We start from the raw sequence: 25,067 nt of genomic DNA, 5'->3' as shown, positions 1-25,067 counted from the left end.
CGGTTCGTCACCCTGGCCGTCACCCCGGTGGCGGCTAGGGTGGGCACCGGCCCGTCCGTTTTCAGGAAGGAGGTCGGCCCGTGCGGCTCGACCACGAATTCACCGTCCCGGCTCCGATCGGCGAGGTCTGGCAGGCGGTCGTCGACCCGGAGCGCGTCGCCCCGTGCATGCCGGGCGCCACGCTGACCAAGGTCGAAGGCGACAGGTTCAGCGGAACGGTGAAGGTCAAGCTCGGGCCGATTTCCCTGCTGTACAAGGGGAACGGCGAGTTCCTCGAGAAGGACGAAGAAGCCCGCAAGGTGACGATCAAGGCATCGGGCAAGGATTCCCGCGGAGCGGGCACGGCGGCGGCAACGGTGACGCTGACGTTGACGGAGACGGACGGCGGAACCCGCGGAGCGGTGGCCACCGACCTGGCGATCACGGGCAAGCCGGCCCAGTTCGGCCGCGGGTTGATCAGTGAAGTGGGCGGCAAGATCCTGGACACGTTCGCGGGGTGCTTGTCGGGCAAGCTGGCCCCGTCGGAGGAGGCGGCACCCGCGAAGACCGCCCAGGCAGGGGGTGCGGCTGGGGCTGCGGCCCCGGCTGGGGCCGCGGCGAAGGGCGCTCCGGCTGAGGCTGGCGCTGCGGCGAAGGGTGCTTCCGCTGGAGATGCCCCGGCGCAGGGAACTCCCGCGAAGGGCGCCCAGGCAGGGAAGGCCGCGGCTGCCCCCGCGGAGGCGGCCGCCGCCGCACCGGTGGCCGAACCGGCCGCGGAGCCGGTAGCGGACAAGGGCGCGCCGGCGGCTGGGCCGACGGCCACCTCCGAGCCGGTGGCCAAGCCGCAGCCGGCGGTCAAGCCGGCGCCGACCACCCCGGAGATCAACACCGAGCCGAAGGCCAAGCCGGCCGACCGCCCGGCGTTGCACAGCGTCCCGGCGCCCCCGGAGACCGAGGCGATCGACCTGCTCGACTACGCGGGGCAGTCGGTGCTCAAGCGGGTGGTCCCAGTGCTGGTCGCGATCGCTGCGGTGGTCGGCTTGGTGGCGATCGTCCGCGCCCTGCGCAAGTAAGCCGGCTCCCCGAGGACGGCTCCAGGCCGGGTCTCGGCGGCGATTCACGTGCGGAGCGCGTGAGCCGGCTCGCGCCGAGGCCCGCTCGGTGCGCCCCGGTGGCGATCGGCTGTGCGTGCGTTGCCGTGTCCACGGTCGTGATCCGCTCCCAAGGCGCTGAGCTGCGTTTTTCTACCCTGTGCGGGTCTTTGGGCCGGGGTGTCGCGCGCAATTCGCCCGGACTGGCGACGCGCGTCGCCGGAACGGCTACGCTGGGCTACCTGGTCGGCCGAACTTCGCGCAAGGGGTACGTCACGATGCCGGTTCGTCACGTCTGTGACCTCGGCTCTTGAGAGCGCAGGCCGCCGTGCGCCGGGAAGCGCTTTCCACCTGGCCGGGCTGGCCTGCGCGATGGGTGATGTGGGGCGGGGCGAAGACCCGCTGGATCGCCTATGCCCTCGGCTGCGAACTGCTCGCCGTCGTCGCCACCGGGACCGCGCTGGCCACCGGGTTCGGCGGCCCGGTGCGTCCGGGGTGGTTCGCCGTGCTCGTCGCTCTTGGCGTGGCGCAGGCCGAGATGTCGCGCCGCATCGAACGGTTGCGGCGGTGGATGAGCGGGCAGACGCACATCAACGTCACCTCCGTCTGGTACCTCGCCGGTGTCGTCCTGCTCCCGCCGGCGTGGGTGGCGCTGCTGGCCGTCGTGCTCTACACGCACCTGTGGGTGCGAGTGTGGCGACAGGTCCGTACGCGACCCGCACACCGCTTCGTGGCCAGCACGGCTTGGGCGATGCTCTCCTGTTTCGCTGCTTCCTCCGTTCTCGCGATGCTGGGGCTGCACGGGACGCCGTTGCAGACGCCGCGCGGGTTGTTCGCGCTCTGCCTCGCGGCCGCGGTGTTCGAGCTGGTGAACATCGGCCTCGTAGCGGCCGGCATCTACCTGTACACCAGCCAGCGTTCGGCGGCCGACCTGATCGGCACCTGGGAGGACAACGCGTTCGAGCTGGCGACCCTCTGCTTGGGCGGGCTCGCCGCCCTGGCCCTGGTCGAGCAGCCGGTGCTGGTGGTGTTCGTGGTGGCGCCGTTGCTGCTGCTGCACCGGTACCTGCTGTTGAAGCAGCAGCTTCAGGTCGCGGCCGTCACGGACGAGAAGACCGGGCTGCTCAACACCGCGGGCTGGCACGAATCCGCGACACGCGAGCACACCCGCGTGCAGCGCCGCGGCGCCGGCGGGGGCTTCGCGGTGCTGATGATCGACCTGGACCACTTCAAGCGGATCAACGACACGTACGGCCACTTGACCGGTGACGACGTGCTGGCGGCGGTCGCGGTGGCGATCTCCGGTTCGGTACGCCAGGGCGACACGGTGGGCCGGTTCGGCGGCGAGGAGTTCGTGGTGCTGCTGCCGGGCATCGGCCGCGCGGACGTGCTGGCGATCGCCGAGCGGGTGCGGGTGGCGGTGGGTGAGCTGAACGTGGTCATTTCGACGGGTTCGGGAACGGTCCGGGTGAGTGGCCTTTCGGTGTCGATCGGGGTCGCCCGGCACCCGGACGCCGGGCCGACGCTCGACGACGTCCTGCGCACCGCCGACGCGGCGCTGTACCGGGCCAAGGAGGCCGGCCGGAACCGGGTTGCAGTCTGAGTCGGTGCGGGTGTTGTGGTGGCTCGCGTCGGCGGGGCGGAGCGTGGGTGGCGGAACTCGGCCGACGCTGGATCGGTGGCCGTTGCGAAAGGCGGGGCGGGACCGGGCTGCGTTCCGAGTCGGGGTGCTGTGGTGGCCCGCGTTGGTGGGTTGGCGGTGAAGGGTGGGTGGCGGCACTCAACCGCAACCGGATTGGCCGCCGCTGTGATGTACGGCGCGAAATATGCCGCCGCCGACGTCGTTGCACTGCTTATGAGCGGCGCGGATCACGAGACGGATGTGGTGGTCGTCGGGGCCGGGCAAGCCGGGTTGTCCGCTGCCTATCACCTGCGGCGGGCCGGGTTCGCCAACCGGAGCGGGTTCGTTGTGCTCGACCACGGGAAACGGGCCGGTGGTGCCTGGCAGTACCGGTGGCCTTCGCTGGTTCTCGGCAAGGTTCACGGCATCCACGACCTCCCCGGGATGGCTTTCGGCACCCCGGACGTGACGCGCCCGGCCTCCGAAGTCGTCTCCGAATACTTCGCGCGCTTCGAAAGCGTTTACGACCTTCCCGTTCTCCGGCCCGTGGACGTCCAGTCCGTGACGCGGGCGGGGGACCGGCTGATCGTCGCCAGCCCCGCCGAATCCTGGGCCGCGCGGGCCGTCATCAGCGCCACCGGAACCTGGGACCGGCCCTTCTGGCCGCGCTATCCCGGCCAGGAGACCTTCGCCGGGCGGCAGCTGCACACCGCCGACTACGCCGGACCCGAGGACTTCCGCGGCCTGCGGGTGGTCGTGGTCGGCGGTGGGGCGTCCGCCGTTCAGCTGCTCATGGAGTTCGCCCCGCTCGCCCGCGCGACGGCCTGGGTCACGCGCCGGCCGCCCGTGTGGCGCGACGAACCCTTCAGCGAGAACTGGGGCCGCAACGCCGTCGCCAAGGTCGACGAGCGGGTGCGGGCCGGGCTCCCGCCCGAAAGCGTTGTCAGCGTGACCGATCTGGCCGTGACACCCGAGGTGCGGGCCGCCCGGGCCGCCGGCATCCTCGACCGGCGGCCGATGTTCGAGCGGATCACGCCCGCGAGTGTCGTCTGGGCGGACGGCGAGCGGTTCGACGCCGACGTGATCCTCTGGGCCACCGGCTTCCGCGCGGCGATCGATCACCTTGCGCCGCTGCACATCCGCGAACCCGGTGGTGGCATTCGCATGGACGGCACGCGGGTGGTGCTCGAGCCACGCCTGCACCTCGTCGGGTACGGGCCCTCGGCGAGCACGGTCGGCGCCAACCGGGCCGGCCGGGCCGCGGTGGCGGAAATCCGGAAACTGCTGCGGTGAAGGTCTTCGCCGGACGGTGCCGGCCTGGGCGGTAGGCGTCATGCAATCCAAGCTACCGAACATTTGTGCGAACACCATCGCTGGATCGGGTGATCATCGGAAGCCGTTGCCCCGCAACGGAATCCTCAGGTAAGCGCCATCCCCGGCACGCGGGCCCGGATCGCCGCCATGGTCGCCTCGTCCGAGACGCCCTGCCAGTCGTACCGCGGCGTGTAGGGCGCCGTGAGAGCGCGCACGTCGTCCTCGCTGAGCGAGACGTCCAGCGAAGCCACGGCGTCGTCGATCTGCTCGATCGAACCGGCGCCGACCAGCGGAGCCGTGACGACCGGCTGCCGGTGCAGCCAGGCCAGCGCGATGGACGCGCGGCTCACGCCATGGGCCGCCGCCACCTTCCCGACCGCCTCCACGATCGCGCGGTTCGACGCCTCTTCCGCCGGCGAGTACAGCAGGTCCGCATACGCCCCGTCGGTGCCGGACCGGGCCGTCGACTTCGCGTCGTCCCAAGCGCGCGCCAGGCGGCCGCGGGCCAGCGGGCTCCAGACGATCGTGCCGACGCCCTCGTCCAGGCACAGCGGGATCATCTCGCGTTCTTCCTCGCGCGCCAGCAGGTTGTAGTGGTCCTGCATGGACACGAACCGCGCCCAGCCGTGCTGCTTCTGCAGGTGCAGGGCCTTGGCGAACTCCCACGCGAACATCGACGACGCGCCCAGGTACCGCACCTTGCCGGCCTTGACCAGGTCGCTGAGTGCTTCGAGGGTCTCTTCCAGCGGCGTGTCGTGGTCGTTGCGGTGGATCTGGTAGAGGTCGACGTAGTCGGTGTCCAGCCGCCGCAGCGAATGGTCGATTTCGGTCATGATCGCCTTGCGGGAGAGCCCGCGGCCGTTGGGGCCGGGCCGCATCGGGTGCCGCAGCTTGGTGGCGATGACGACGTCGTCGCGATCGGCGAAGTCCTTGAGCGCGCGGCCGAGGATCTCCTCGCTGGACCCGTTCGAGTACATGTTCGCGGTGTCGAAGAAGTTGATGCCCGCCTCGAGGGCGTGCTTGATCAGGGGCCGGGCCTGCTCCTCGCCGAGCGACCAGACGGGGTGCCCCCGATCGGGCGAACCGTAGCTCATCGCGCCGATCGCGACGGGGGAAACGTCCAGGCCGGTGGCGCCGAGCTTCACGTAACGCATGGGTACTCCTGACTTGCGGAGGATTCTCCGGATGTAACACCGAAACTAGCGGAGGATTCTCCGCATGTCAACGATGAGGCATGATCGGGGGATGACCGAGGGGACGTACGGCACCCAGCGCAAGGCCGCCGCGCGCAACCGCGTCGCGATCATCGAGGCCGCTCACGAGCTGTTCGCGCAGAACCCGCTCGTGCCGCTCAGCGAGGTCGCGAAGCGCGCCGGCGTCGGCGCCGGGACCCTCTACCGCCACTTCCCGACGCGCGAGGACCTGATCCTCGGCGCCTACCAGCACGACATCGAACGCCTGACGGCCACCGCCGACGACGTGCTGGCCCGCCACGCGTCCGCGAAGGCCGCGTTCGTCGAGTGGTTCGAGACGCTGTCGGCCTACATCCGGATCAAGCACGGCCTCGGGGACGCGCTGCACAGCGCCGCGGCCCAGGAGCTGATCAGCGCCTCCTGGGCGCCGGTCAGCGCGGCGGTGAAGAAGCTCGTCGACGCCTGTGTGGCCGAGGGGACCATCGCGCCCGGGCACGACCCCGCCGACATCGTCATGCTGATGAGCTTCCTGTGGCGCGTGGCGAACGACGACGACGGTGCCGCCCAGGGGCGCCGGTTGATCGCCGCCGTCTTCCACGGGCTCCAAGCGCCGCCGCAGCCCGCCTGAGCGGATCCCGGGGCACGGGGCAGTATGCCGGTCACCGGCACATCCGCTGAGCAGCGCAAACCGTGAAAAACTCACCCTCTTGACCGATTCAAGGGCAAGACAAGTCTTGTCAGCTTGATCGGAGCCTCGTTACAGTCCGCTTTGTTAGGAAACTTTCCTAACAGTTTCACCGAAGTTCACCGACGCCGCAGCCCACCCGCCACCGCCAGGCCCGAAGGAGCGCGACGTGCCGTCGACCCGACTACGTCCCTTAGCCCGACTCACCCCGGTGCTCGCCGCCGTGGTGCTGCTGCCATCCGCGATCGCCGCGGCCGCCACCACGGAGGCCGCCGACGTCCTGCTGTCTCAGGGAAAACCCGTCGCCACCTCGACGGTCGAAAGCTCGTCGTACACCGGCGCCAAGGCGGTCGACGGCAGCACCACCACCCGCTGGGCCAGCGCCGAAGGGGCCGACCCGCAGTGGCTGCGGATCGACCTCGGCCAGACCGCGACCATCCACCGCGTCCTCCTCAACTGGGAAGCCGCGTACGCGAAGAAGTACCGCATCGAGGTCTCCGACGACGGCACGTCGTTCACCACGGCCGCCACCGTCGACACCGGTGACGGCAAGATCGACGACCTCGGCGGCCTCGGCGCACGTGGCCGTTTCGTGCGCTTCGTCGGCCTCACCCGCGGCACGAGCTACGGCTACTCCTTCTGGGAGATGCAGGTCTTCGGCACCACGGACTCCTCCGGCGACACCCAGGCGCCGAGCATCCCCGCCGGCCTCGCCGCGGGCACGGCGACCGCCACCAGCGTCCCGCTGAGCTGGAGCGCCGCGACCGACAACGTCGGCGTCACCGGGTACGACATCCTGCGCAACGGCACGGTCGTCGCCACCAGCGCGACGACCTCCTACACCGACAGCGGGCTCACCCCGGCCACGAGCTACACCTACGCTGTCCGCGCCCGCGACGCCGCCGGGAACGTCTCGGCCGCGAGCGCGCCGATCACGGCCAAGACCGCCGCCGGGAGCGCGGGGTTCGTCCTCGCCGCGGCCGGCGACATCGCCGAGCAGTGCACCGCGAGCAGCTCCAGCTGCGTCCACCCCAAGACCGCCAAGCTCGTCGAGAACATGAACCCCGCGGCCGTGATCACCATGGGCGACAACCAGTACGACGAACCCACCCTGTCGGACTTCAAGAACTACTACGACAAGACCTGGGGCAAGTTCAAGAACATCACCCACCCGATCCCGGGCAACCACGAGTCCTACTCCAAGTTCACCGGCTACGAGCAGTACTTCGGCGCCATCGCCAAGCCGCAGGGCCAGCGGTACTACAGCTGGGAAATGGGCAACTGGCACTTCATCGCCCTCGACTCCAACGACTTCGTCACCCACGACGAGTTCGCCGAGCCGCCCCAGATCACCTGGCTGAAGCAGGACCTCGCCAACAACAAGAAGGGCTGCGTCGCCGCGTACTACCACCACCCGCGGTGGAGCTCCGGTGACCACGGCGACAACACCGACAGCACCGAGCTGTGGAACCTGCTGGTGGCCAACAAGGTCGACCTCGTGCTCAACGGCCACGACCACGACTACGAGCGGTTCGTGCCGCAGAACGCCGACGGCAAGGCCGACGCGAGCGGCCCGGTCGAGATCGTCGGCGGCAGCGGCGGCGCGAACCTCTACGACCTGAGCCCGGCGCACCCGACGACCGCCAAGCTGCTGAAGACCTTCGGCGTCCTGAAGCTGTCGATGACGGACACGTCGTTCCAGACGCAGCTCATCGGCGTCGACGGCAAGGTCCTCGACAACAGCCCGACCTACACCTGCCACTAGGAGGCACGGGCATGTACATCGCGGCAAGCCGGACCTCGGACGCGGCGTCGGGAACCGACCGCAAGCCGGCGCTGAAGCGGGTGTCCGCCAACGTGCTGGCGCTCGGGATGGTCAGCCTGGTCACCGACGTCTCGTCGGAGATGGTCACCGCCGTCCTCCCGCTCTACCTGGTGCTCGGCCTCGGCCTGAACCCGCTGCAGTTCGGGCTGCTCGACGGGCTCTACGCCGGCGCCACCGCGGTCGTGCGGGTGCTCGGCGGGCACCTCGCCGACCGGTGGCGGCGGCTCAAGGCCGTCGCCGGGTTCGGGTACGGCTTGTCCGCGGTGTGCAAGCTCGGCCTGGTCGCGGCCGGTTCGTCGGTCACGGCCATCGGCCTGGTCCTCGCCGCCGACCGCACCGGCAAGGGGCTGCGCACCGGCCCGCGCGACGCGCTGATCTCGCTCAGCAGTGAGCCGTCGGCCCTCGGCCGGTCGTTCGGGGTGCACCGGGCGCTGGACACCGTCGGGGCGTTCCTCGGCCCGCTGGTGGCGATGGCGGTGCTCGCGCTGAGCCTCGGCAGCTACTCCAGCGTGTTCTTCACCAGCTTCTGCATCGCGGCCATCGCCGTGCTGCTGCTGGTCCTGTTCGTCCGCGACCGGCCCGGTGCGGTCGACCGGGCCGCGGTGTCCGCACGCGCCGCCCTGGGTCTCCTGCGGCAGCGGGACTTCCGGCGGGTCGCGCTCTGGGCGGCGCTGCTGGGCCTGGTGACGGTCGGCGACTCGTTCGTCTACCTCGTCCTGCAGCGCCGCTGGGAGATCGCGGCGACGTACTTCCCGCTGCTGCCGCTGGGCACCGCCGGGGTCTACCTGCTGCTGGCCGTCCCGCTCGGCAAGCTCGCCGACCGGGTCGGCCGCTGGCCGGTGTTCCTCGGCGGGCACGCGGCCCTGTGCCTGGCCCTGGTGCTGCTCTGCGGCCCGGTCCACGTGGCGCTCCCCGTCGTCGCGCTCGGCTTGCACGGCGTGTTCTACGCGGCCACCGACGGCGTCCTGATGGCCGCGGCGGGCCCGCTCGTCCCGGCCGGCCTGCGCGCCACCGGGCTGGCCGTGGTGCAGACGGGCCAGGCCGTGGCCCGGATGCTCTCTTCGGTCCTGTTCGGACTGGCGTGGACGCTGTGGGACCTGCGGCCCGCGGTGGGTGTCGCCGCGGGCTGCCTGGCCGCCGTCGCCCTCGCCGCCGCCTTCGCGAAACCGGTGCGCCCGTGAAGAAACTCGTCCTCGCCCTCGCCGGTACGGCGCTCCTGGTCGCCGCCGCCGTCACCTACACGGTCGGCGCCCGCCACGACACGGCGGACGCCGAACCCGCCGCCACGTTGTCCCTGGCGCCCGGGCAGCTGCTGTTCCGCGACACCGCCACCGGTCGCGTCGGGGCCGTGCCGCTCCGCGAAACCACGGCGAAACCGCAGCTCAGCGCCCTGAAGTGCGACCGGTTCGCGGTGGCGGGGCAGACCGCGGTGTGCCTGGCCGTCCGGCCCGGAACGCTCCCGGCGATCACCGACGTCCTGGTCCTCGACGACCACCTCGCCGTCCGCCACACCGAAACCCTGCCGGGCACGCCGAGCCGCGCACGCGTCTCGCCGGACGGCAAGCGGGTCTACTGGACGCTGTTCGTCACGGGCGACTCCTACGCGCAGACCGGCTTCTCGACCCGCGCCGGCCTCTACGAAACCGGGACCGGACGGCTGGTCAAGACGATCGAGGAGCTCCCGGTCTTCGTGGACGGCGAGCGCTACTTCGCCTCCGACGTCAACTACTGGGGGATCACCTTCGCGCCCGACGGCAACCGCTTCTACGCCACTCTCGGCAGCAAGGGCAAGACGTACCTGGTCGAAGGCGACTACGGGCGCTACCGGGGCAAGACTCTCCGCGAGAACGTCGAATGCCCTTCGCTGTCCCCGGACGGCAAGCGGGTCGCCTTCAAGAAGAAGGTCGGCGACGGCGTCTGGCGGCTGGCCGTCCTGGAGCTGGCGAGCGGGCGGGAAACCGAACTCGCCGAGACTCGCAGCGTCGACGACCAGGCGCTCTGGCAGGACGACCGGACGGTGCTGTACGGGCTGGACAACGCCGTGTGGGCGGTCCCGGCGGACGGCTCCGGCGCGCCGCGGCGGCTGGTCGGCGGGGCCGCGTCGCCGGCCGTCACGGGGTGAGGCCCACCGCCGCGAACAGGGTCCGGACGCAGAGGTCGCGCAGCTCGTCCTGGGTGATCTTCGGCTGGTCGAGCCAGTCGAGGAGCACCGTCGCGACGAAGGTCAGCCAGCCGCGGACGGCGAGCCGGGAGACCTCGGTGACGTCGGTCAGCCCGGACAACGCGGTGAGGATGCGTTCGGCGTTCGCCGCCATCCCGGCTTCACGGATCTCGAGGATCTCCCGGTCGGCGCCGCCGGTGGCGCGGTGCACGATCCGGTAGCCGTCGGGGTGCGTGCGCGCGAACTCGAGGTACACGTCGAGGCCGGCCCGCAGCTGTTCCACCACGGGCAGCGCGGGGTCCGGCTCGCTCATCGCCAGCAGCTGGTCGCGCTGACCGCGGACGATCTCCGCGAAGAAGTCCTTCTTGGTGGGGAAGTAGTGGTACAGCAGGCCGCGGGAGACCTGGGCGATCTCGGCGACCTCCTCGATCGACACCTCGTCGTACGGCCGCTTCGCGAACAACCCGGCGCCGATCCCGAGAAGCTGCTCGCGCCGCTCCTGCGTGCTCAGCCTCGTCCGCATGGGCCGACCTTACTTGACACGGGTTCAGCAGCGGGGGATCGTGGCCCCTATTGGAACCGGGTTCAATAGGGGGCGCCGTGGACACCACCGGGATGCCGCACCGGCCGGGCCGGCTGCCGCTGATCGGCGACGTGATCGGGGCGAACCCCCGCACGCCGCTGCAGGACACCGTGCGCCTCGGCAAGCGGCTCGGGCCGGTCTTCACGCGCAAGTTCTTCGGGTTCGAGGTCGTCTTCGTCGCCGGAACCGACCTGGTGACCGAGCTGAACGACGAGACGAAGTTCGGCAAGCACGTCGGCCTCGGCGTGGAGCAGCTGCGGGCGCTGGGCGGCGACGGCCTGTTCACCGCGCACACGCATGAGCCGAACTGGCGGCTGGCGCACGACATCCTGCAGCCGGCGTTCTCCGCCGAGGCGATGCGCCGCTACCACCCGGTGATGCTGGAGGTCACCCGCGAGCTCGTGGCGGCCTGGGACGTGGCGAGCGGCCCGGTCGACGTCTCCGCCGACATGACCCGGCTGACCCTGGAGACGATCGGCCGGGCCGGCTTCGGCTACCGGTTCGGCTCCTTCGCGCGGGCCGAGCCGCACCCGTTCGTCACCGCGATGATCCGCGCGCTGCGGTACGCGCAGCTGCAGAACGTGAAGCTGCCGTTCGTCCGGCGCGCGATCGCCGGGACGAGGAAACAGAACCGGGCCGACCTCGCGCTGATGACCGGCCTGGTCGACGAGGTCATCGAACGCCGTCGTCAGGACGGCGAAGAGAGCCGAGACCTGCTCGGGCTGATGCTCACCGAAGGCCACCCGGCGACCGGGGAGCGCCTGGATCCGGTGAACATCCGCAACCAGGCGATCACGTTCGTCGTGGCGGGCCACGAGACGACGTCCGGGGCGCTTTCGTTCGCGTTGTACTACCTGACGCGCCACCCCGAGCTGTTGGAGAAGGCCCGCGCCGAAGTCGACGCGGTGTGGGGCGACCGCGAGCCGGCGTTCTCCGACGTCGCGAAGCTGCGTTACGTGCGTCGCGTGCTCGACGAGGCGTTGCGGCTCTGGCCGACCGCACCCGGCTACTTCCGCGAAGCACGCTCCGACGTCGTGCTCGGCGGGAAGTATCGGATGCGCAAGGGCGACTGGGTGATCGTGCCGCTGCCGCTCCTGCACCGCGACCCGGCGGCCTGGCCGGACCCCGAGGTGTTCGACCCGGACCGCTTCGAGCCCGCCGCGGTGAAGAAGCGGCCGGCGCAGGCGTACAAGCCGTTCGGGACGGGCGAGCGCGCCTGCATCGGCCGCCAGTTCGCCCTGCACGAGGCGGTGCTGGCGCTGGGCGTGGTGCTGCAGCGCTATGACTTCGAGGTCGATCCGGGGTATGAGCTGAAGATCGTGGAGTCGTTGACGCTCAAGCCGAGCGGGTTCACCCTGCGGCCGCGGGTGCGGGCTTCGGCGGGAGCCGGAAATGTCGGTGCTCTTCGGTAGAGTGGAAAACGGGGGCGCCCCGCGGGCCCTGCCTTCGCGACACCGGCCGCCCCGGCTGCCCCGGCCGCTCGCGGTCAGGAGCCGAGGTAGCGGACCTGACCGCCCTTCCCCCGCTCGTAACCCTCCCGGCCCGCCAGGTGCTCGGGCACGCCGACCTCCCACCACGCTCCGGCCTCGGTCCAGGTCGATGGCTGCGTCTTCACCACGACCACCGCCGGGCGCTGCTCCGCGGCCGCCGCCTCGCGGGCCGAGGTGTACGCCGAACGCAGCGAGTCCACTGTGGATGCCGTGAACACCACGCATCCCAATGATTCCGCGTGGCGGGCGAAGTCCACCCGTGGCGGCGAAGCGTGCGAAGTCGTGCAGTCGGCGTAGAAGTTGTTGAACGGCTTGCCGCCCTGGCCCTCCTGGAGGCGTGCGATCACCGCGTACCCGTCGTTGTCGCAGACGACCGCCACGAACGGGTGGCCGGCGAACGCCGCCGAGAACAGTTCCGAGTTCAGCATCAGGTACGAGCCGTCGCCCAGCAGGGTCGTCACCAGGCCCGGGTGGGCGATCGCCGCGCCCCACGCACCCGAGAGTTCGTAGCCCATGCAGGAAAAGCCGTACTCGACGTCCATCGAGACCGCACCGGAACCGCGCCAGCCGCCGATCAGCTCGCCCGGCAGGCCGCCCGATGCCGTCATCACGTAGTCCTCGGCCGCGGAGACGTCGTTGACCACGCCGACCACCTGCGCGTACGACGGCTGCTCGGCCGGCGAAGAGCGCAGCGAGTCGATGTGGGCGTCCCAGGACGCCCGCTCGGCGGCGGCTCGTGCGGTCCACGACGGGTCCACCCGCCAGCTCTCCAGCTGGGCCGCGAGGTCCGCCAGGCCCGCTTCGGCGTCCCCGACGACCGACAGCGCCCCGTGCTTCACCGCGTCGAACCGGGCCGCGTTGAGCGACACCAGCCGGACGCCGGGGGAGAAGACCGTCCAGGACGCCGTCGTGAAGTCCTGCAGGCGCGTCCCCACCGCGAGCACCACGTCCGCCGCCGCCGCGACGACGTTCGCCGACGTCGAGCCGGTGATGCCCAGCGGCCCGGCGTGCAACGGGTGCTCGTGCGGCACCAGCGTCCGGCCCGCCGTCGTCTCCACGAGCGGGATGCCGTGCCGCTCGGCGAACTCCAGCGCGCGCTGCCCGGAACCGGAGTACCGGACGCCACCGCCGAGCACCATCAGCGGCCGTTTCGAAGAACGCAGGACCCCGGCCGCTTCGGTGACCGAACGCCGGTCCGGGCGCGGGCGCAGCGGCCGGTGCGTCACCGGCTCGAACAGCGCCTCCGGGAAGTCGTACGTCTCGGCCTGGACGTCCTGCGGCAGCGCCAGGGTCACCGGGCCCGCGTCGGCCGGGTCCGTGAGCACCCGCGCGACCTGCGGCAACGTCGAAACCAGCTGCTCGGGCCTGGTGATCCGGTCGAAGTAGCGCGAGACCGCGCGGAAGGCGTCGTTCACCGTCGCGGTCGCGTCGCCGAACGGCTCGATCTGCTGCAGCACCGGGTCCGGCGCCCGGTTGGTGAACGTGTCGCCCGGCAGCAGCAGCACCGGCAGCCGGTTCGCGTGGGCGACGCCGGCCGCGGTCACCATGTTCAGCGCACCGGGCCCGATCGACGACGTCACGACGCCGACCTGCCGCCGGTGCGTGGCCTTGGCGTACCCGACCGCGGCCAGCGCCATGCCCTGCTCGGTGTGCCCACGCCAGACCGGGATGTCTCCGCGGTGCTCTTCCAGCGCGGTGCCGAGGCCGAGCACGTTGCCGTGCCCGAAGATCGCGAACACGCCGGGGAACAGCGGGACTTCCGCGCCGTCCAGGGTTTCCGAGCGCTGGGCGAGGATCCAGCGGACCAGCGCCTGAGCCGTCGTCAGCTTCACTGCACACGCCCCTCGTGACTCGTGACGGGACAACGCGGGTCCAGCTCCTGCGTTGCCCACGTATCGCGGACCCAGCCGTGCGCGGGGTCGTCGCAGAACGCCATGGACCGCTCGTCGGCCGGCCCGGCCAGGACGTTCAGGTAGTACATCGGGTAGCCCGGCGCGGCCACGCACGGCCCGTGGTAGCCGCGCGGGATCAGGAAGACGTCGTGGTCGCGCACGGCCACGTCCTCGTCCAGCTCGCCGTCGCCGGTGTACGTCCGGTGCAGGCCGAAGCCCTCGCGGGACGGCGTCACGCCGTCGCGGCCGGCGATGCGGAAGTAGTAGATCTCTTCGTTGACGACCTCGCACTCGGTCGCCTCGTCGTGCTTGTGCGGCGGGTACGACGACCAGTTGCCGCCCGGGGTGATCAGCTCGCACGCGTTCAGCTTGTCGGCGTGGTCCCACACCCCGGGCACGCCGAAGTTGGTCACCTGCCGCGTCGCCTGCCCGGCGCCGCGCACCTCGACCGGGACGTTCTCCGCGGGGCCGTACCTGGCCTCCAGACGGCGGGTGCAGCGCGCCATCGGCAGCGCGACCTCGAGACCGTCCCTTGTCGACAACTCGACTTCGGCCTCCCGGGGCACGTAGGCGAAGTCCGTCACCCTCGTGAAGACCGACTCGCGGCCGCGCAGTTCGAAGACCTGCCCGTCGACGCGGACCGTCGCGGACCCGGCCAGCGGCAGCACGAAGGCCTCGAACTCGCCGGTGTGCAGGATCCGCGTCTCGCCGGGGGCCAGGGAGAGCACCCGCAGGCCGGAGTAGCGCCACCCGGCGGTGTCCGGGGTCAGCCGGACCGGGTCGGCGTCGTCGGACAGTGTCCCGAGCGGACGGTGCAGCTTGCTCACTTCGCGGCCTCCAGTACCGTTGCGGCGGCTTCGACGGCGGCTCCGGCGTTCCCGCCGAGCCGGGTGTGGCCCAAGACCAGGCCGCGGACGACCCCGTGCGACAGCGTCCCGTCCGGTGGCAGGCCGCCGAGCACCACCGGGAGCGTCGTGGCGTCCAGGACGGCGGCCGAGCTGGTGGGTGGCAGCTTCAGCCAGGTGTGCGCCGAGGTCGCCCCGAGGCCGGACGCGATGGTGACCGCCCGCGCGAGCGACGCCGGGTCCTCCGGCAGCTCGATCATGGCGATCAGGCCGTACGCGGCCAGCTCGGTGACCGCGTCGGCGCAGGCCTGCAGACCCGGGGTGGTGTCGGCCGGGCGCAGGAGCAGTTCACCGCCGTCCAGCCCGCAGTCGACCAGCGTCCGGGCGTCGTAGCCGGTGAACCTCATCGTCCCGAAGACGACCTTGTCGTGCAGCGCACCGAGCAGGAGCAGCTCCTCGACGACGTCCGGGGTGCCGAGGACGCCGTCGACGGCCGGGTTGGCCAGCGCGGTCAGCAGCCGCTCCAGCAGCGTCCGCCGGTCGAGCCGGTCTTCCTGGTCGGCGGCGACCAGGAAGAGCGTTCCGTTGTCCGACAACAGCTGCGGACGCCGCTTGCGGGTGGCGTACGCCTGCCGGACCGCGCCCGGGTTCGTGGCGCGGACGTGCAGCAGTTCCTTCCAGCGCTCGTCGGTGAGGATCACAGCAGCGCCTCGATCTCGCCGGCGCTCGGCATCGCGTCGGCGCAGGCCAGCCGGGACGCGACGAGCGCGCCCGCCGCGTTCGCGTACTCCGCGATGCGCACCGGGTCCCAGCCCGACAGCAGGCCGTGGATCAACGCCCCGCCGAAGCCGTCGCCGGCACCGAGCCCGCAGACGACCTCGACGCGCTGCGGCGGCACGGTCGACCGCCCCTCCGGCGTCGCCACCAGGACACCCTCGGCGCCCTTCTTGATCACGGCCAGGTGCAGCCCGCGCGCCAGCAACCGGTCCGCGGCGGTGTCGGGATCCGCAGTGCCGACGGCGACCTCCACCTCGGTCCGGTTGCCGACCGCGACGGTGACGTGGTCGAGCATCCCGCCGATCTCGGTCCGCGCGCTTTCGACGTCCGGCCAGAACATCGGCCGGTAGTCCAGGTCCAGGACGGTGTGGTCACGCCGTCCGCGAGCCTCGAGGATCTTCCGCTGGGTGGCTCGTGCGGGCTCGGCGGACACGCCGGTGCCGGTGACCCACAGCAGCGGCACCGACTCGACGACGTCCCAGGGCACGTCCTCGTCGGTCAGCGTCAGATCGGGGGCGATGGGGGAGCGGTAGAACAGCAGCGGCGGGTCCGCGGGCGGGTTCAGCTCGCAGAACACCACCGGTGTCTGCAGATCCGGCGCAGTGCCGACGAACTCCGGCGAGACGCCGAAGCCTTCGAGGGCCTGCCGGACGTAGTCGCCGAAGCCGTCCGGGCCGACCTTGGTGAGCACCGCCGCGCGCCGGCCGAGCCGCGCGGCGGCGACCGCGACGTTGGTCGCGGTCCCGCCGAGCGACTTGGCGAACGTGCTGACCCCGGCCAGCGGGACGCCGCTCTGTTCCGGGTAGAGGTCGACGCCCACCCGGCCGATCGTCAGGGCCTCCGGACTCACGCCTTTTCCACCTGCCGCAGCTCGTGTTCGAGGGCTTCCAGTTCGGCACCGCCCGCCATCTGCCGGGTCAGCTCGTTGATGTCGATCTCGGACTTCTCGTAGTGCCCAAGCGCGGCACCCCGCTTGAGCAGCAGGAACCGGTCGGCGACCGGGTAGGCGTGGTGCGGGTTGTGCGTGATCAGCACGACGCCGAGCCCGCGATCCCGGGCCTGGGCGACGTACTTCAGCACCACCCCGGCCTGCTTGACGCCCAGCGCGGCCGTCGGCTCGTCGAGGATCAGCACCTTCGCGCCGAAGTACACCGCCCGCGTGATCGCCACGCACTGGCGCTCACCGCCCGAGAGCGTCCCGACCGGCTGCTCGACGTCCCGCAGGTCGATGCCCATGTCGGACAACGCCTTCTTGGTCGTCTCGCGTCCTTTGCGACGGTCGAGCATCCGGAACGGGCCGAACCCGGTCGTCGGCTCGGAACCGAGGAAGAAGTTCCGCCAGACGCTCATCAGCGGCACCACGGCGAGGTCCTGGTACACGGTCGCGATGCCGCGATCCAGGGCTTCGCGCGGTGAGGAGAACCGCACCGGCTCGCCCTCGACCAGGAACTCGCCCCGGTCGTGCTGGTGCACCCCGGCCAGGATCTTGATCAGCGTGGACTTCCCGGCGCCGTTGTCGCCGAGCACGCAGGTCACCTCGCCGGCATTGACCACAGTGGACACACCGCGCAGTGCGATCACGCTGCCGTAGGTCTTCCCGATGTCGCGGACTTCCAGCAAGGTCATCGGCGTACCCTCTCCGCGCGGCGCCGGAAGGCGTTGTTGACCAGGACCGCGGCCAGCAGCATGACGCCGAGGAACAGCATGAACCAGTCGCTGTTCCACTGCGCGAACACGATGCCCTGCCGCGCCATGCCGAAGATCAGCGCGCCGATCGCCGCGCCCGCCGCCGAGCCGAACCCGCCGGTGAGCAGGCAGCCGCCGATCACCGCGGCGATGATGTACTGGAACTCCAGCCCGATGCCCTGGTTCGCCTGGACGCTGGCGAAGCGCAGGATGTTGATCGAGCCGACCAGCCACGCGCCGAGCGCGGTGCCCATGAACAGCAGGATCTTCGTGCGCACCACCGGTACGCCGACCGAGCGGGCCGACACCTGCGACCCGCCGACCGCGAAGATCCAGTTGCCGAACCGGGTCCGCACCAGCAGCCACGCGGCGATCGCCGTCACGACGATCCACCAGACGATCGAGGACTGGAACTCCGTGCCGCCGATGTCGAACGTCGAGGCGAACAGCCCGCCGGCCGACTCGTAGCCGCTGGTCGAGCGCATCCCCGACACCTGGACGGTGTTGGTGACCAGCCGCGTCACGCCGAGGTTGAGGCCCTGCAGGGCGAGGAACGACCCCAGCGTGACGATGAAGCTGGGCAGGCCGGTCTTCATCACCAGCCAGCCGTTGAAGGCGCCGACGCCGAGCGCGAACACCAGCGAGGCCAGCAGCGCGAGCCAGACGTTCCAGCCCGCCTGCGTCGCCAGGATCGCGGTGACCAGCGACGTCGACGCCGTCATGACGCCGGCGGAGAGGTCGAACTCGCCGCCGACCATGAGCAGCGCGACCACCACGGCCATGATGCCCAGCGTCGAGGAGTCGTCCAGCCAGGTCGCCACGCCCAGCGGGCTGAGGAACTGGCCGGTGACCACGGAGAAGAACGCGAAGACGAGTACCGCCCCGAGGAGCGCGCCGATCTCGGGCCGGACGACCAGGCGGTCGACCAGGCTCTTCTGCGCGACGCGCTCGTCGGGCTGGGCTTGGATCGCTGCGGTCATCGCGTGCCGCGCTGCGCGTACGGGGCGATGGTGTCGATGTTGGTCTTGTCGACGAAGCCCGGGCCGGTCTGGACGGGCTTGCCACCGCCGATGGTGTTGCCGTTTTCCTTGTACAGCTTGAGGAACACGATCGGCAGGTAGCCCTGCTCGTACTGCTGCTGGTCGACGGCGAAGAGGATGCTGCCGTCCTTGATGGCCGCGACGACGTCGGCGTTCAGGTCGAAGGTGGCCACCTGGGCCTTGGAGCTCGCTTCCTTCGCCGCGGCGACGGCGCGGGCGGCGACCTGGGAGTTCAGCGCCAGCACCGCGTCGATCGACGGGTCGGACTGCAGGGCGCCGCGGATCCGGGCCTGCGCGTCGGTCGGGTTGGAGATGTCGACCTGCAGCGTGGTGACGTTGCCGAAGGTCTGCTTCGCGCCGTCACAGCGCTGGTTCTGGCCGATGTTGCCGGCCTCGTGGATGACGCACAGCAGCTTCGTCTTGCCCGCCGCCTTGAGCCGCTGGCCGGCACCCTGGCCGGCGAGGCCCTCGCTCTGCCCGACGTGCGCGATCGCGCCGAACTGGGCGCTGAAGTCCTCGCCGGAGTTGATGGTGATGACCGGGATGCCGGCCTTCACCGCGTTCTGGATCGACGTCTGCAGGGCCTGCGGGTTCGCCATCGAGACGACCAGGCCGCCGACCTTCTGCGCGACCGCGTTGTCGATCAGCCGGGCCTGGTTGCCCGGGTCGCCGTCGGAGAAGTAGTCGACGCCGACGTTCAGGTCCTTGCCCGCCTGCTCGGCGCCGTTCTTCACGACGTTCCAGAAGGCGTCGCCGGCGCTGCCGTGCGTGACCACGGCGACCTTGAGCGGGCCGCCCGCGCTCGGCGCGGCGGCCGGCGAGCTGGAGCTGCTCTTGGCGTTGTCGGCGGTGGGACCGCTGCAGGCGGACAGGACGAGCCCGGCGGCGGCGATCGCCGCCACGCCGGCCAGCTTCTTGAAAGACAACACAGTCACTCCTTTGGGACCAGGTTTCAGAGGGAGTCGGTGATCATCGCGAGGTGGGCCAGGCTGCGCTCGGTGTCCCGCCGGGGTAGGTCGTCGGGGCTCTCCGCGCCGAGGGCGGTGTCCTGTTCGAGGACGTACCAGCCGTCGTAGCCGGCGGCCTGGACGGAGCGCACCATCGCCGCCACGTCCACGTCGCCCTCGCCGAGCGGGGTGTACATGCCCCGCCCGACCGCGTCGGTGTAGGCCAGCCGTCCCGCGCGGACCTCGGCCGCCAGGTCTTCCCGGACGTCCTTGAGATGCACGTGCCCCACCCGTTCGGGATACCGCTTCGCCAGCGCCACCGGATCCGTCCCGCCGATCATCAGGTGCCCGGTGTCGAGGCACAACCCGAGATCGGAGTCGGCGAGGAAGCGTTCGACCTCGGCCTGCTGCTCCACGTGCGTCCCGACGTGCGGGTGCAGCACCGTGCGCAGGCCATGGGCGGCGGCGATGTCGCGGATCTTGCCTGCCGTCTCGACGAGCGTCGCCCATTCGGCGTCGCTCAGCTGCGGACGGTCGTCGTAGCCGTCGAGACCGGTCGCGGCGGCGAGGACCAGGACGTCACCCCCGCAGGCGGCGAAGAGCGCGGCCGACTCCTCGGCTTCCTTGAGGGCACTTTCCTGGTTCTCGTGCAGGACGACGGCGAGGAAGCCGCCGACGAGCGTCAGGTCGTGGCCGGCCAGCAGCTCGCGCAGGGCGGCCGGCTCGCGGGGCAGGTACCCGGGCGGGCCCAGCTCGGTGGCTTGGACGCCGAGGGCCGCCATCTCGCCGAGCACGGTCGCCGCGTCCAGCACCCGGCCCCAGCCCGGGACTTCGCAGACGCCCCAGGAGATCGGGGCGGCGGCCACGCGGATCGTCGCTGTCACAAGGGGCCTCCGTTGGTCCGTTGGAGCGCTCTATTGATTAGAGCGCTCTAATCTTGTAGCGTCCGTCACAGCAAAGTCAAGGCCGAGTTTTCCGAGATCAGGGGAGGTGCTCCTCATGCGTCCGACCATGGAGGACGTCGCCGCGCGGGCGGGGGTTTCCCGCGCGCTGGTCTCGCTGGTGATGAACAATTCACCGAAGGTCTCCGAGGCGCGCCGCACGGCGGTGCTGCGCGCGGCCGAGGAGCTCGGCTACCAGCCGCACGTGATGGCGCGGTCGCTGGCCAGCCGGACGTCCACCGTGCTCGGCGTGATGGTCAACGACCTGCGCAACGCCTTCTTCGCCGACATCGTCGAGGAGCTGGACGCCGCCGCGCAGGCGGCGGGGTTCGACCTGATCCTCAACACCGGCGGCCGCAGTCCCACGCGCGAGTGGAACGCCCTGCACAACCTGCTTTCCTTCCGCCCGGCCGGGATCGTCCTGCTCTCCCCGGTCGTTCCGGCGGCGTCGATCCAGGTCGCGGCCAAGCAGTGCCCGGTCGTCCTGGTCTCGCGGACGATCCGGTCGTCCATAGTGGACACGGTGAACGACGACGGCGAGGCGGGGGCCGCGCTGGCCGTCGACCACCTGGTCGGCCTCGGGCACCGGCGCATCGCCCACCTCGACGGCGGTGGCGCGGCCGGGGCGGCGCAGCGGCGGCGCGGGTTCGAGTCGGCGATGCGGCGGCACGGGCTGGAGCCGATCGTCGTGCGCAGCGAGCACACCGACATCGGCGGCGAGAACGCCGTGCGGGAGCTGCTGGCCGAGTACGGGCGTCCCGAGCTGCCGACCGGGTTGGTCGCCGGCAACGACTTCAACGCCGTGGGCGCGATGTCGGCGCTGGAAGAGGCCGGGCTGCGGGTGCCGGAGGACGTTTCGGTGGTCGGCTACGACAACACCTCGCTCGCCGCGCTGCGCCACCTTTCCCTGACCACGGTGGACCAGCCGCGCAAGGACATGGCGCGGCTGGCGTTCGAAGCGCTGATCGAGCGCGTCCGCGGGGAGCGCACGGAGTCGGTCCGGCACCTGCTGCACCCGTCTCTGGTGGTCCGGGCGACCACCGCACAGATTTCTGCGACAGGAGGAGCTTGACGATGAGGTTGGGACTGGCGGGCACCGGCCGGATCGGCACCGCGCACGCGGAGACGCTGAAGGGGTTCGAGGAGGTCGAGTCGGTCGTCGTGGCCGACGTCGACACCGCGCGGGCCGCCTCCGCGGCCGCGAAGCTCGGCGTCGAGTCGGCGTCCCTCGAGGAACTGTTCGCCGCGGGGCTGGACGGCCTGGTCGTCACGGCGGCCACGGACGCGCACCCCGGCCTGATCATCGCGGCGGTCGACGCGGGCATCCCGGTGTTCTGCGAGAAGCCGGTGGCCGCGGACATCCCGGGCACCCTGGCGGTGATCGACCGGATCGGCGCGTCGGACGTGCCGGTCCAGATCGGCTTCCAGCGCCGCTTCGACGCCGGCTACGCGGCGGCCCGGGCGGCGGTCGCGTCCGGCGAGCTGGGCTGGCTGCACACGCTGCGGGCGACGACGTTCGACCCGGCGCCCCCACCGGCGGAGTACGTCGCCCACTCGGGTGGGTTGTTCCGCGACTGCGGCGTCCACGACTTCGACATCATCCGCTGGGTGAGCGGCCGCGAGGTCGACGAGGTGTACGCGATCGGCGCGAACCGCGGCGAGCAGTTCTTCGTGGACGCGGGCGACGTCGACACGGCGGCGGCCACGCTGACCCTGGACGACGGAACGCTGGCCACGGTGTCCCTGACCCGCTACAACGGCGCGGGCTACGACGTGCGGCTCGATGTGCTGGGCTCGGTGTCGGGTGTCGTGGTCGGGCTGGACGACCGGGCGCCGCTGCGGTCGGTGGAGCCGGGGGTGGCCCCGCTGCCGGGGCCGGCGTACCCGGGGTTCATGGAGCGCTTCCGCCCGGCGTACACGACGGAACTGAGGGCGTTCCTGGACGTCGTCGCGGGCCGGGCGCCGTCGCCGTGCGGGGCGGCGGATGCGTTGGAGGCGTTCTACATCGCGGAGGCCTGCGAGGTTTCCCGGCGGGAACGGCGGCCGGTGAAGCTGGCGGAGGTCCGCCGGTAGCCGGAGGGCGAAATCCGTTCGCGCGGGCGGGTGACGGCGGCGATGATCCGGGCATGATCGTGCTGACTCCGCTGGACGAGGCCGCCCTGGTGCGGCTGCTCGAAACCGCCGAAGCCGGGGCCGATCCGCTGGACGTCATGCCCCCGGTCGACGGCCCGCCCGGCTGGACACCCGCGCGCCGCGAGGCGTTCCTGACTTTCCACCGAGCCCGGTCCCTCGACCCGGTGACCGCGGTGGAACGCACCTGGGTGATCGACGCCGACGGCGTCGCGGTCGGCGCGGCCCGCCTGGAACCCCACGGCGACGCGGTCGAGGCGGGCATCTGGCTGGCCCGGGACGCCCGCGGCCGTGGGATCGGCAAGCAGGTGACGGCGTTGCTGCTGGCCGAGGCCAGTGCGAGCGGCGCGGCGGGGCTCATCGCCTCGACGACCGCGGGCAACGTCCGCGCCCGGTCGCTGCTCGCCGGGATCGGCGCGGCACTCACCATCGACGGGGACGAGGTGGCCGCGGACCTGCGGCTCGGCCGGCGCGGATGACCGCCGAGCCGCAGGCGCACCTCAGGCGAGCTCGAGCGTGGGCCGGTACATCTCGATCCAGTGGTAGAGGTCGAGCAGCCGGTCCAGGCCGACGCGCGCCGCCGGGGGCATCGCGGCCGGGTCCACTTCGGACACCCGGTGGGCCCAGGTGCGGTCGACCAGGTCGAACACCGTGTGGTCCGGCTCGGCCAGGACCTCCTTGACCTGCTGCTGCAACGCCGCCGCGTAGCCCGGGTCCTGGGTCGAAGGGTACGGGCTCTTCACCCGCTGGGCCACCGAGTCCGGCAGGACGTGCGAAGTGGCGTGGCGCAGGAGGCTCTTCTCGCGCCCGTCGAACGTCTTCAGCGACCACGGCGTGTTGTACACGTACTCGACCAGCCGGTGGTCGCAGAACGGCACGCGGACCTCCAGGCCGACCGCCATCGACGCGCGGTCCTTGCGGTCGAGCAGCATCCGCACGAACCGGGTCAGGTGCAGGTTGCAGATGGTCCGCATCCGCGCCTCGACGGCCGACTCGCCGTCCAGGTGCTCGACCCCGGCGACCGCCGTGGCGTACTGGTCGGCGATGTAGGACTCGACGTCGAGCTTCTTCACCAGCTCCGGCGTGTACAGCGTCGAGCGCTCGTCCATCATCGACGTGCGGAACGCCAGCCACGGGAACGTGTCGGCGTTGACCGCCTTCTCGTCGTGGAACCAGCGGTAGCCGCCGAACACCTCGTCGGCCGACTCGCCCGACAGCGCCACCGTCGACTCGGCGCGGATCGCCTTGAACAGCAGGTACAGCGACGTGTCCATGTCGCCCAGGCCGGCCGGGATGTCCCGCGCGCGCAGCACCGCGCGGCGCACCTCGGGGTCGGTCAGCTCGGCCGGGTTCAGCACGACGTCCTTGTGCGCGGACCCGACCAGGGCGGCGACGTCGCGGACGAACGGCGAATCGGCCGTGTCGCGCATCTCGTCCGGCTTGAAGTTCTCCTCCTGGCCGAAGAAGTCGACGGAGAACGTCCGCAGCCGCTCGCCCTGCTCGGCCAGGTGCGCGGCCGCGAGCCCGGTGACGGCGCTGGAGTCGAGGCCGCCGGACAGCAGGACGCAGCGGGGGACGTCGGCGACGAGCTGCCGGTGCACGATGTCGGTCATCAGCTCGCGGACGCGGGCGACCGTGGTCTCCTGGTCGTCGGTGTGCTGCTTCGCGTCCAGCTTCCAGTACGTGCGCGTCCGGATGCCTTCGCGGGACACGGTGACGAGCGTGCCCGGCTCGACCTCGCGCATGTCCTTCCACAGCGACCAGCCCGGCCGCTTGGTGAAGCCGGCGAGCTCGCGGAAGCCGTCGAGGTCGACGACCTTCTTGGCCAGCGGGTTCGCCAGGATCGCCTTCGGCTCGGAGCCGAACAGCACACCGTCGGGCGTGGGGTGGTAGTAGAACGGCTTGATGCCCATCCGGTCGCGGATCATCACGAGCCGCTGGTCGCGCTCGTCCCAGATGGCGAAGGCGTACATGCCGTTGAGGTGGTCGACGACCTCGTCGCCCCACTGCAGGTAGCCGTGCAGCACCACTTCGGTGTCGCTGTCGGTTTCCCACTTGTGGCCCAGCTTGGTCAGCTCTTCCTTCAGCTCGGTGAAGTTGTAGGCCTCACCGCTGTAGACCATGGCCACGTCGCCGTTCGGCGTGTGCACCGTCATCGGCTGACGGCCGCCGGGCAGGTCGATGATGGCCAGGCGCCGATGGCCCAGCGCCACGTGCGTGCGCACCCACGTCCCCGAGTCGTCCGGCCCGCGGCAGGCCATGGTCCCCGTCATCGCGTCGACCACGTCCTGGCGGCGGGTGAGGTCGGCGTCGTAGGAAACCCAGCCGGCGATACCGCACATAGGTGATCCCCTCTCCCAAGATTTGCTTAGCCGATACAACTATCGGTAACACAGGTGTAACACGCCCTGGAGATCTTGTCTGCCCGAATTGCACTTTCCGCACTTGTTCGGTCACGCGGTGTGTCGTGAGTCACTGACCAACTGCATGTCGTGACATTGCGGCAAACGTTTGCGTGACCGCCGCCACCAGCCGTCAAGACGGCGTAAACGGGTGTCAGGAACGCATCAAGAGGCCATCAGCCGCGGGCCGGAACGGCGTCCCGGAACCGCACAGTGAACGTCGTCCGGTCACCGAACCCGGTGACCCGTCTTGAGAGGTGCCTGTGGCCGACTTGCTCTACGCCGTGCTCCTGATCGGCGTTTTCGTGGTGCTCGCGCTGGCGCTGCGCGGACTGGAGAAGCTGTGAGCGGCGCGGGATCGGTGGCCAACGTCGTCGGCGGACTGCTGGCGCTCGGCCTGCTCGTCTACCTCTTCATCGCACTGATCAAGCCGGAGAAATTCTGATGCGTCCCGACGTGCTTTTC

General features: G+C 71.1%; 23 protein-coding genes. 12 read left to right on the top strand and 11 right to left on the bottom strand.

Annotated features, from left to right (window positions below):
- Positions 1-80 precede the first annotated feature (80 nt).
- From ACWEGE_RS04225 to ACWEGE_RS04215, 3 genes are all read left to right on the top strand, one after another.
- Entirely contained in the window at positions 81-1,052 is a 972-nt protein-coding gene (locus ACWEGE_RS04225) for an SRPBCC domain-containing protein (protein ID WP_449658961.1), read from the top strand.
- 397 nt (positions 1,053-1,449) lie between these two features.
- Positions 1,450-2,673: a diguanylate cyclase gene (locus ACWEGE_RS04220; protein WP_449659083.1), complete on the top strand. Its 1,224-nt coding sequence runs from the start codon at positions 1,450-1,452 to the stop codon at positions 2,671-2,673.
- 252 nt (positions 2,674-2,925) lie between these two features.
- Positions 2,926-3,984 carry an NAD(P)-binding domain-containing protein gene (locus ACWEGE_RS04215; RefSeq protein ID WP_449659082.1) on the top strand — a complete coding sequence of 353 codons (1,059 nt, stop codon included), beginning with the start codon at positions 2,926-2,928 and terminating at the stop codon, positions 3,982-3,984.
- A gap of 125 nt (positions 3,985-4,109) precedes the next feature.
- Here ACWEGE_RS04215 and ACWEGE_RS04210 read toward each other — a convergent pair whose 3' ends face one another.
- A complete protein-coding gene (locus ACWEGE_RS04210; RefSeq protein WP_449658960.1) occupies positions 4,110-5,159 on the bottom strand; it encodes an aldo/keto reductase in 1,050 nt (349 codons plus the stop codon).
- 91 nt (positions 5,160-5,250) lie between these two features.
- Between ACWEGE_RS04210 and ACWEGE_RS04205 the strand changes: the two genes are divergently transcribed.
- The 4 genes from ACWEGE_RS04205 (at position 5,251) to ACWEGE_RS04190 (ending at position 9,830) form a co-directional block, all read left to right on the top strand.
- Positions 5,251-5,826 carry a TetR/AcrR family transcriptional regulator gene (locus ACWEGE_RS04205; RefSeq protein ID WP_449658959.1) on the top strand — a complete coding sequence of 192 codons (576 nt, stop codon included), beginning with the start codon at positions 5,251-5,253 and terminating at the stop codon, positions 5,824-5,826.
- Positions 5,827-6,094: 268 nt separating this feature from the next.
- Positions 6,095-7,648, top strand: coding sequence for a discoidin domain-containing protein (locus ACWEGE_RS04200; RefSeq protein WP_449659081.1), 1,554 nt, complete (start codon positions 6,095-6,097; stop codon positions 7,646-7,648).
- An 11-nt stretch (positions 7,649-7,659) separates the two neighbouring features.
- Positions 7,660-8,889 (top strand): MFS transporter, encoded by a 1,230-nt coding sequence (locus ACWEGE_RS04195; RefSeq protein WP_449658958.1) that lies wholly within the window; start codon positions 7,660-7,662, stop codon positions 8,887-8,889.
- On the top strand, positions 8,886-9,830 hold the full coding sequence (locus tag ACWEGE_RS04190) for a hypothetical protein (protein ID WP_449658957.1): 945 nt from the start codon (positions 8,886-8,888) through the stop codon (positions 9,828-9,830). The genes ACWEGE_RS04195 and ACWEGE_RS04190 overlap by 4 nt, the downstream gene beginning before the upstream one ends.
- Here ACWEGE_RS04190 and ACWEGE_RS04185 read toward each other — a convergent pair.
- Positions 9,820-10,392 carry a TetR/AcrR family transcriptional regulator gene (locus tag ACWEGE_RS04185; RefSeq protein ID WP_449658956.1) on the bottom strand — a complete coding sequence of 191 codons (573 nt, stop codon included), beginning with the start codon at positions 10,390-10,392 and terminating at the stop codon, positions 9,820-9,822. The two genes, ACWEGE_RS04190 and ACWEGE_RS04185, sit on opposite strands and share 11 nt — an antisense overlap.
- Before the next feature lie 77 nt (positions 10,393-10,469).
- On the opposite strand from ACWEGE_RS04185, the gene ACWEGE_RS04180 reads away from it, so the two are divergent.
- A complete protein-coding gene (locus ACWEGE_RS04180) occupies positions 10,470-11,864 on the top strand; it encodes a cytochrome P450 (protein WP_449658955.1) in 1,395 nt (464 codons plus the stop codon).
- Positions 11,865-11,938: 74 nt separating this feature from the next.
- Here the strand turns inward: ACWEGE_RS04180 and iolD are convergent, their stop codons facing one another.
- The 8 genes from iolD to ACWEGE_RS04140 are packed head-to-tail and all read right to left on the bottom strand — an operon-like array spanning position 11,939 to position 20,013.
- Positions 11,939-13,774, bottom strand: coding sequence for a 3D-(3,5/4)-trihydroxycyclohexane-1,2-dione acylhydrolase (decyclizing) (iolD, locus tag ACWEGE_RS04175; protein ID WP_449658954.1), 1,836 nt, complete (start codon positions 13,772-13,774; stop codon positions 11,939-11,941).
- Positions 13,771-14,661 carry a 5-deoxy-glucuronate isomerase gene (gene iolB / locus ACWEGE_RS04170; protein ID WP_449658953.1) on the bottom strand — a complete coding sequence of 297 codons (891 nt, stop codon included), beginning with the start codon at positions 14,659-14,661 and terminating at the stop codon, positions 13,771-13,773. Before iolB ends, iolD begins: the two co-directional genes overlap by 4 nt.
- Positions 14,658-15,380 (bottom strand): Cgl0159 family (beta/alpha)8-fold protein, encoded by a 723-nt coding sequence (locus ACWEGE_RS04165; RefSeq protein ID WP_449658952.1) that lies wholly within the window; start codon positions 15,378-15,380, stop codon positions 14,658-14,660. The genes iolB and ACWEGE_RS04165 overlap by 4 nt, the downstream gene beginning before the upstream one ends.
- Complete coding sequence (gene iolC, locus ACWEGE_RS04160) at positions 15,377-16,306, bottom strand: 5-dehydro-2-deoxygluconokinase (RefSeq protein ID WP_449658951.1); 930 nt, start codon at positions 16,304-16,306, stop codon at positions 15,377-15,379. Before iolC ends, ACWEGE_RS04165 begins: the two co-directional genes overlap by 4 nt.
- Positions 16,303-17,082 carry an ATP-binding cassette domain-containing protein gene (locus tag ACWEGE_RS04155; protein WP_449658950.1) on the bottom strand — a complete coding sequence of 260 codons (780 nt, stop codon included), beginning with the start codon at positions 17,080-17,082 and terminating at the stop codon, positions 16,303-16,305. Before ACWEGE_RS04155 ends, iolC begins: the two co-directional genes overlap by 4 nt.
- The gene (locus ACWEGE_RS04150) at positions 17,079-18,122 is read right to left on the bottom strand and encodes an ABC transporter permease (RefSeq protein ID WP_449658949.1); all 1,044 of its coding nucleotides are present in this window, start codon (positions 18,120-18,122) and stop codon (positions 17,079-17,081) included. Before ACWEGE_RS04150 ends, ACWEGE_RS04155 begins: the two co-directional genes overlap by 4 nt.
- Entirely contained in the window at positions 18,119-19,111 is a 993-nt protein-coding gene (locus tag ACWEGE_RS04145; protein ID WP_449658948.1) for a sugar ABC transporter substrate-binding protein, read from the bottom strand. The genes ACWEGE_RS04150 and ACWEGE_RS04145 overlap by 4 nt, the downstream gene beginning before the upstream one ends.
- 23 nt (positions 19,112-19,134) lie before the next feature.
- Positions 19,135-20,013, bottom strand: coding sequence for a TIM barrel protein (locus ACWEGE_RS04140; protein WP_449658947.1), 879 nt, complete (start codon positions 20,011-20,013; stop codon positions 19,135-19,137).
- A gap of 115 nt (positions 20,014-20,128) precedes the next feature.
- Here ACWEGE_RS04140 and ACWEGE_RS04135 point away from each other — a divergent pair, with 115 nt between their 5' ends.
- From ACWEGE_RS04135 to ACWEGE_RS04125, 3 genes are read left to right on the top strand one after another with little or no spacing between them, the layout of a single operon-like run.
- On the top strand, positions 20,129-21,142 hold the full coding sequence (locus tag ACWEGE_RS04135; RefSeq protein WP_449658946.1) for a LacI family DNA-binding transcriptional regulator: 1,014 nt from the start codon (positions 20,129-20,131) through the stop codon (positions 21,140-21,142).
- 2 nt (positions 21,143-21,144) lie between these two features.
- Positions 21,145-22,143, top strand: coding sequence for a Gfo/Idh/MocA family protein (locus ACWEGE_RS04130; protein WP_449658945.1), 999 nt, complete (start codon positions 21,145-21,147; stop codon positions 22,141-22,143).
- 53 nt (positions 22,144-22,196) lie between these two features.
- Positions 22,197-22,679 carry an N-acetyltransferase family protein gene (locus ACWEGE_RS04125; RefSeq protein ID WP_449658944.1) on the top strand — a complete coding sequence of 161 codons (483 nt, stop codon included), beginning with the start codon at positions 22,197-22,199 and terminating at the stop codon, positions 22,677-22,679.
- A 21-nt stretch (positions 22,680-22,700) separates the two neighbouring features.
- On the opposite strand, the gene asnB is transcribed toward ACWEGE_RS04125, so the two are convergent.
- On the bottom strand, positions 22,701-24,542 hold the full coding sequence (gene asnB / locus ACWEGE_RS04120) for an asparagine synthase (glutamine-hydrolyzing) (RefSeq protein WP_449658943.1): 1,842 nt from the start codon (positions 24,540-24,542) through the stop codon (positions 22,701-22,703).
- A 403-nt stretch (positions 24,543-24,945) separates the two neighbouring features.
- Between asnB and kdpF the strand changes: the two genes are divergently transcribed.
- Positions 24,946-25,047 (top strand): K(+)-transporting ATPase subunit F, encoded by a 102-nt coding sequence (gene kdpF, locus ACWEGE_RS04115; RefSeq protein WP_176172230.1) that lies wholly within the window; start codon positions 24,946-24,948, stop codon positions 25,045-25,047.
- Positions 25,048-25,067: the final 20 nt, after the last annotated feature.

Source organism: Amycolatopsis sp. NPDC004747 (assembly GCF_053601335.1).
This window is presented reverse-complemented; position numbering and strand designations above follow the sequence as displayed.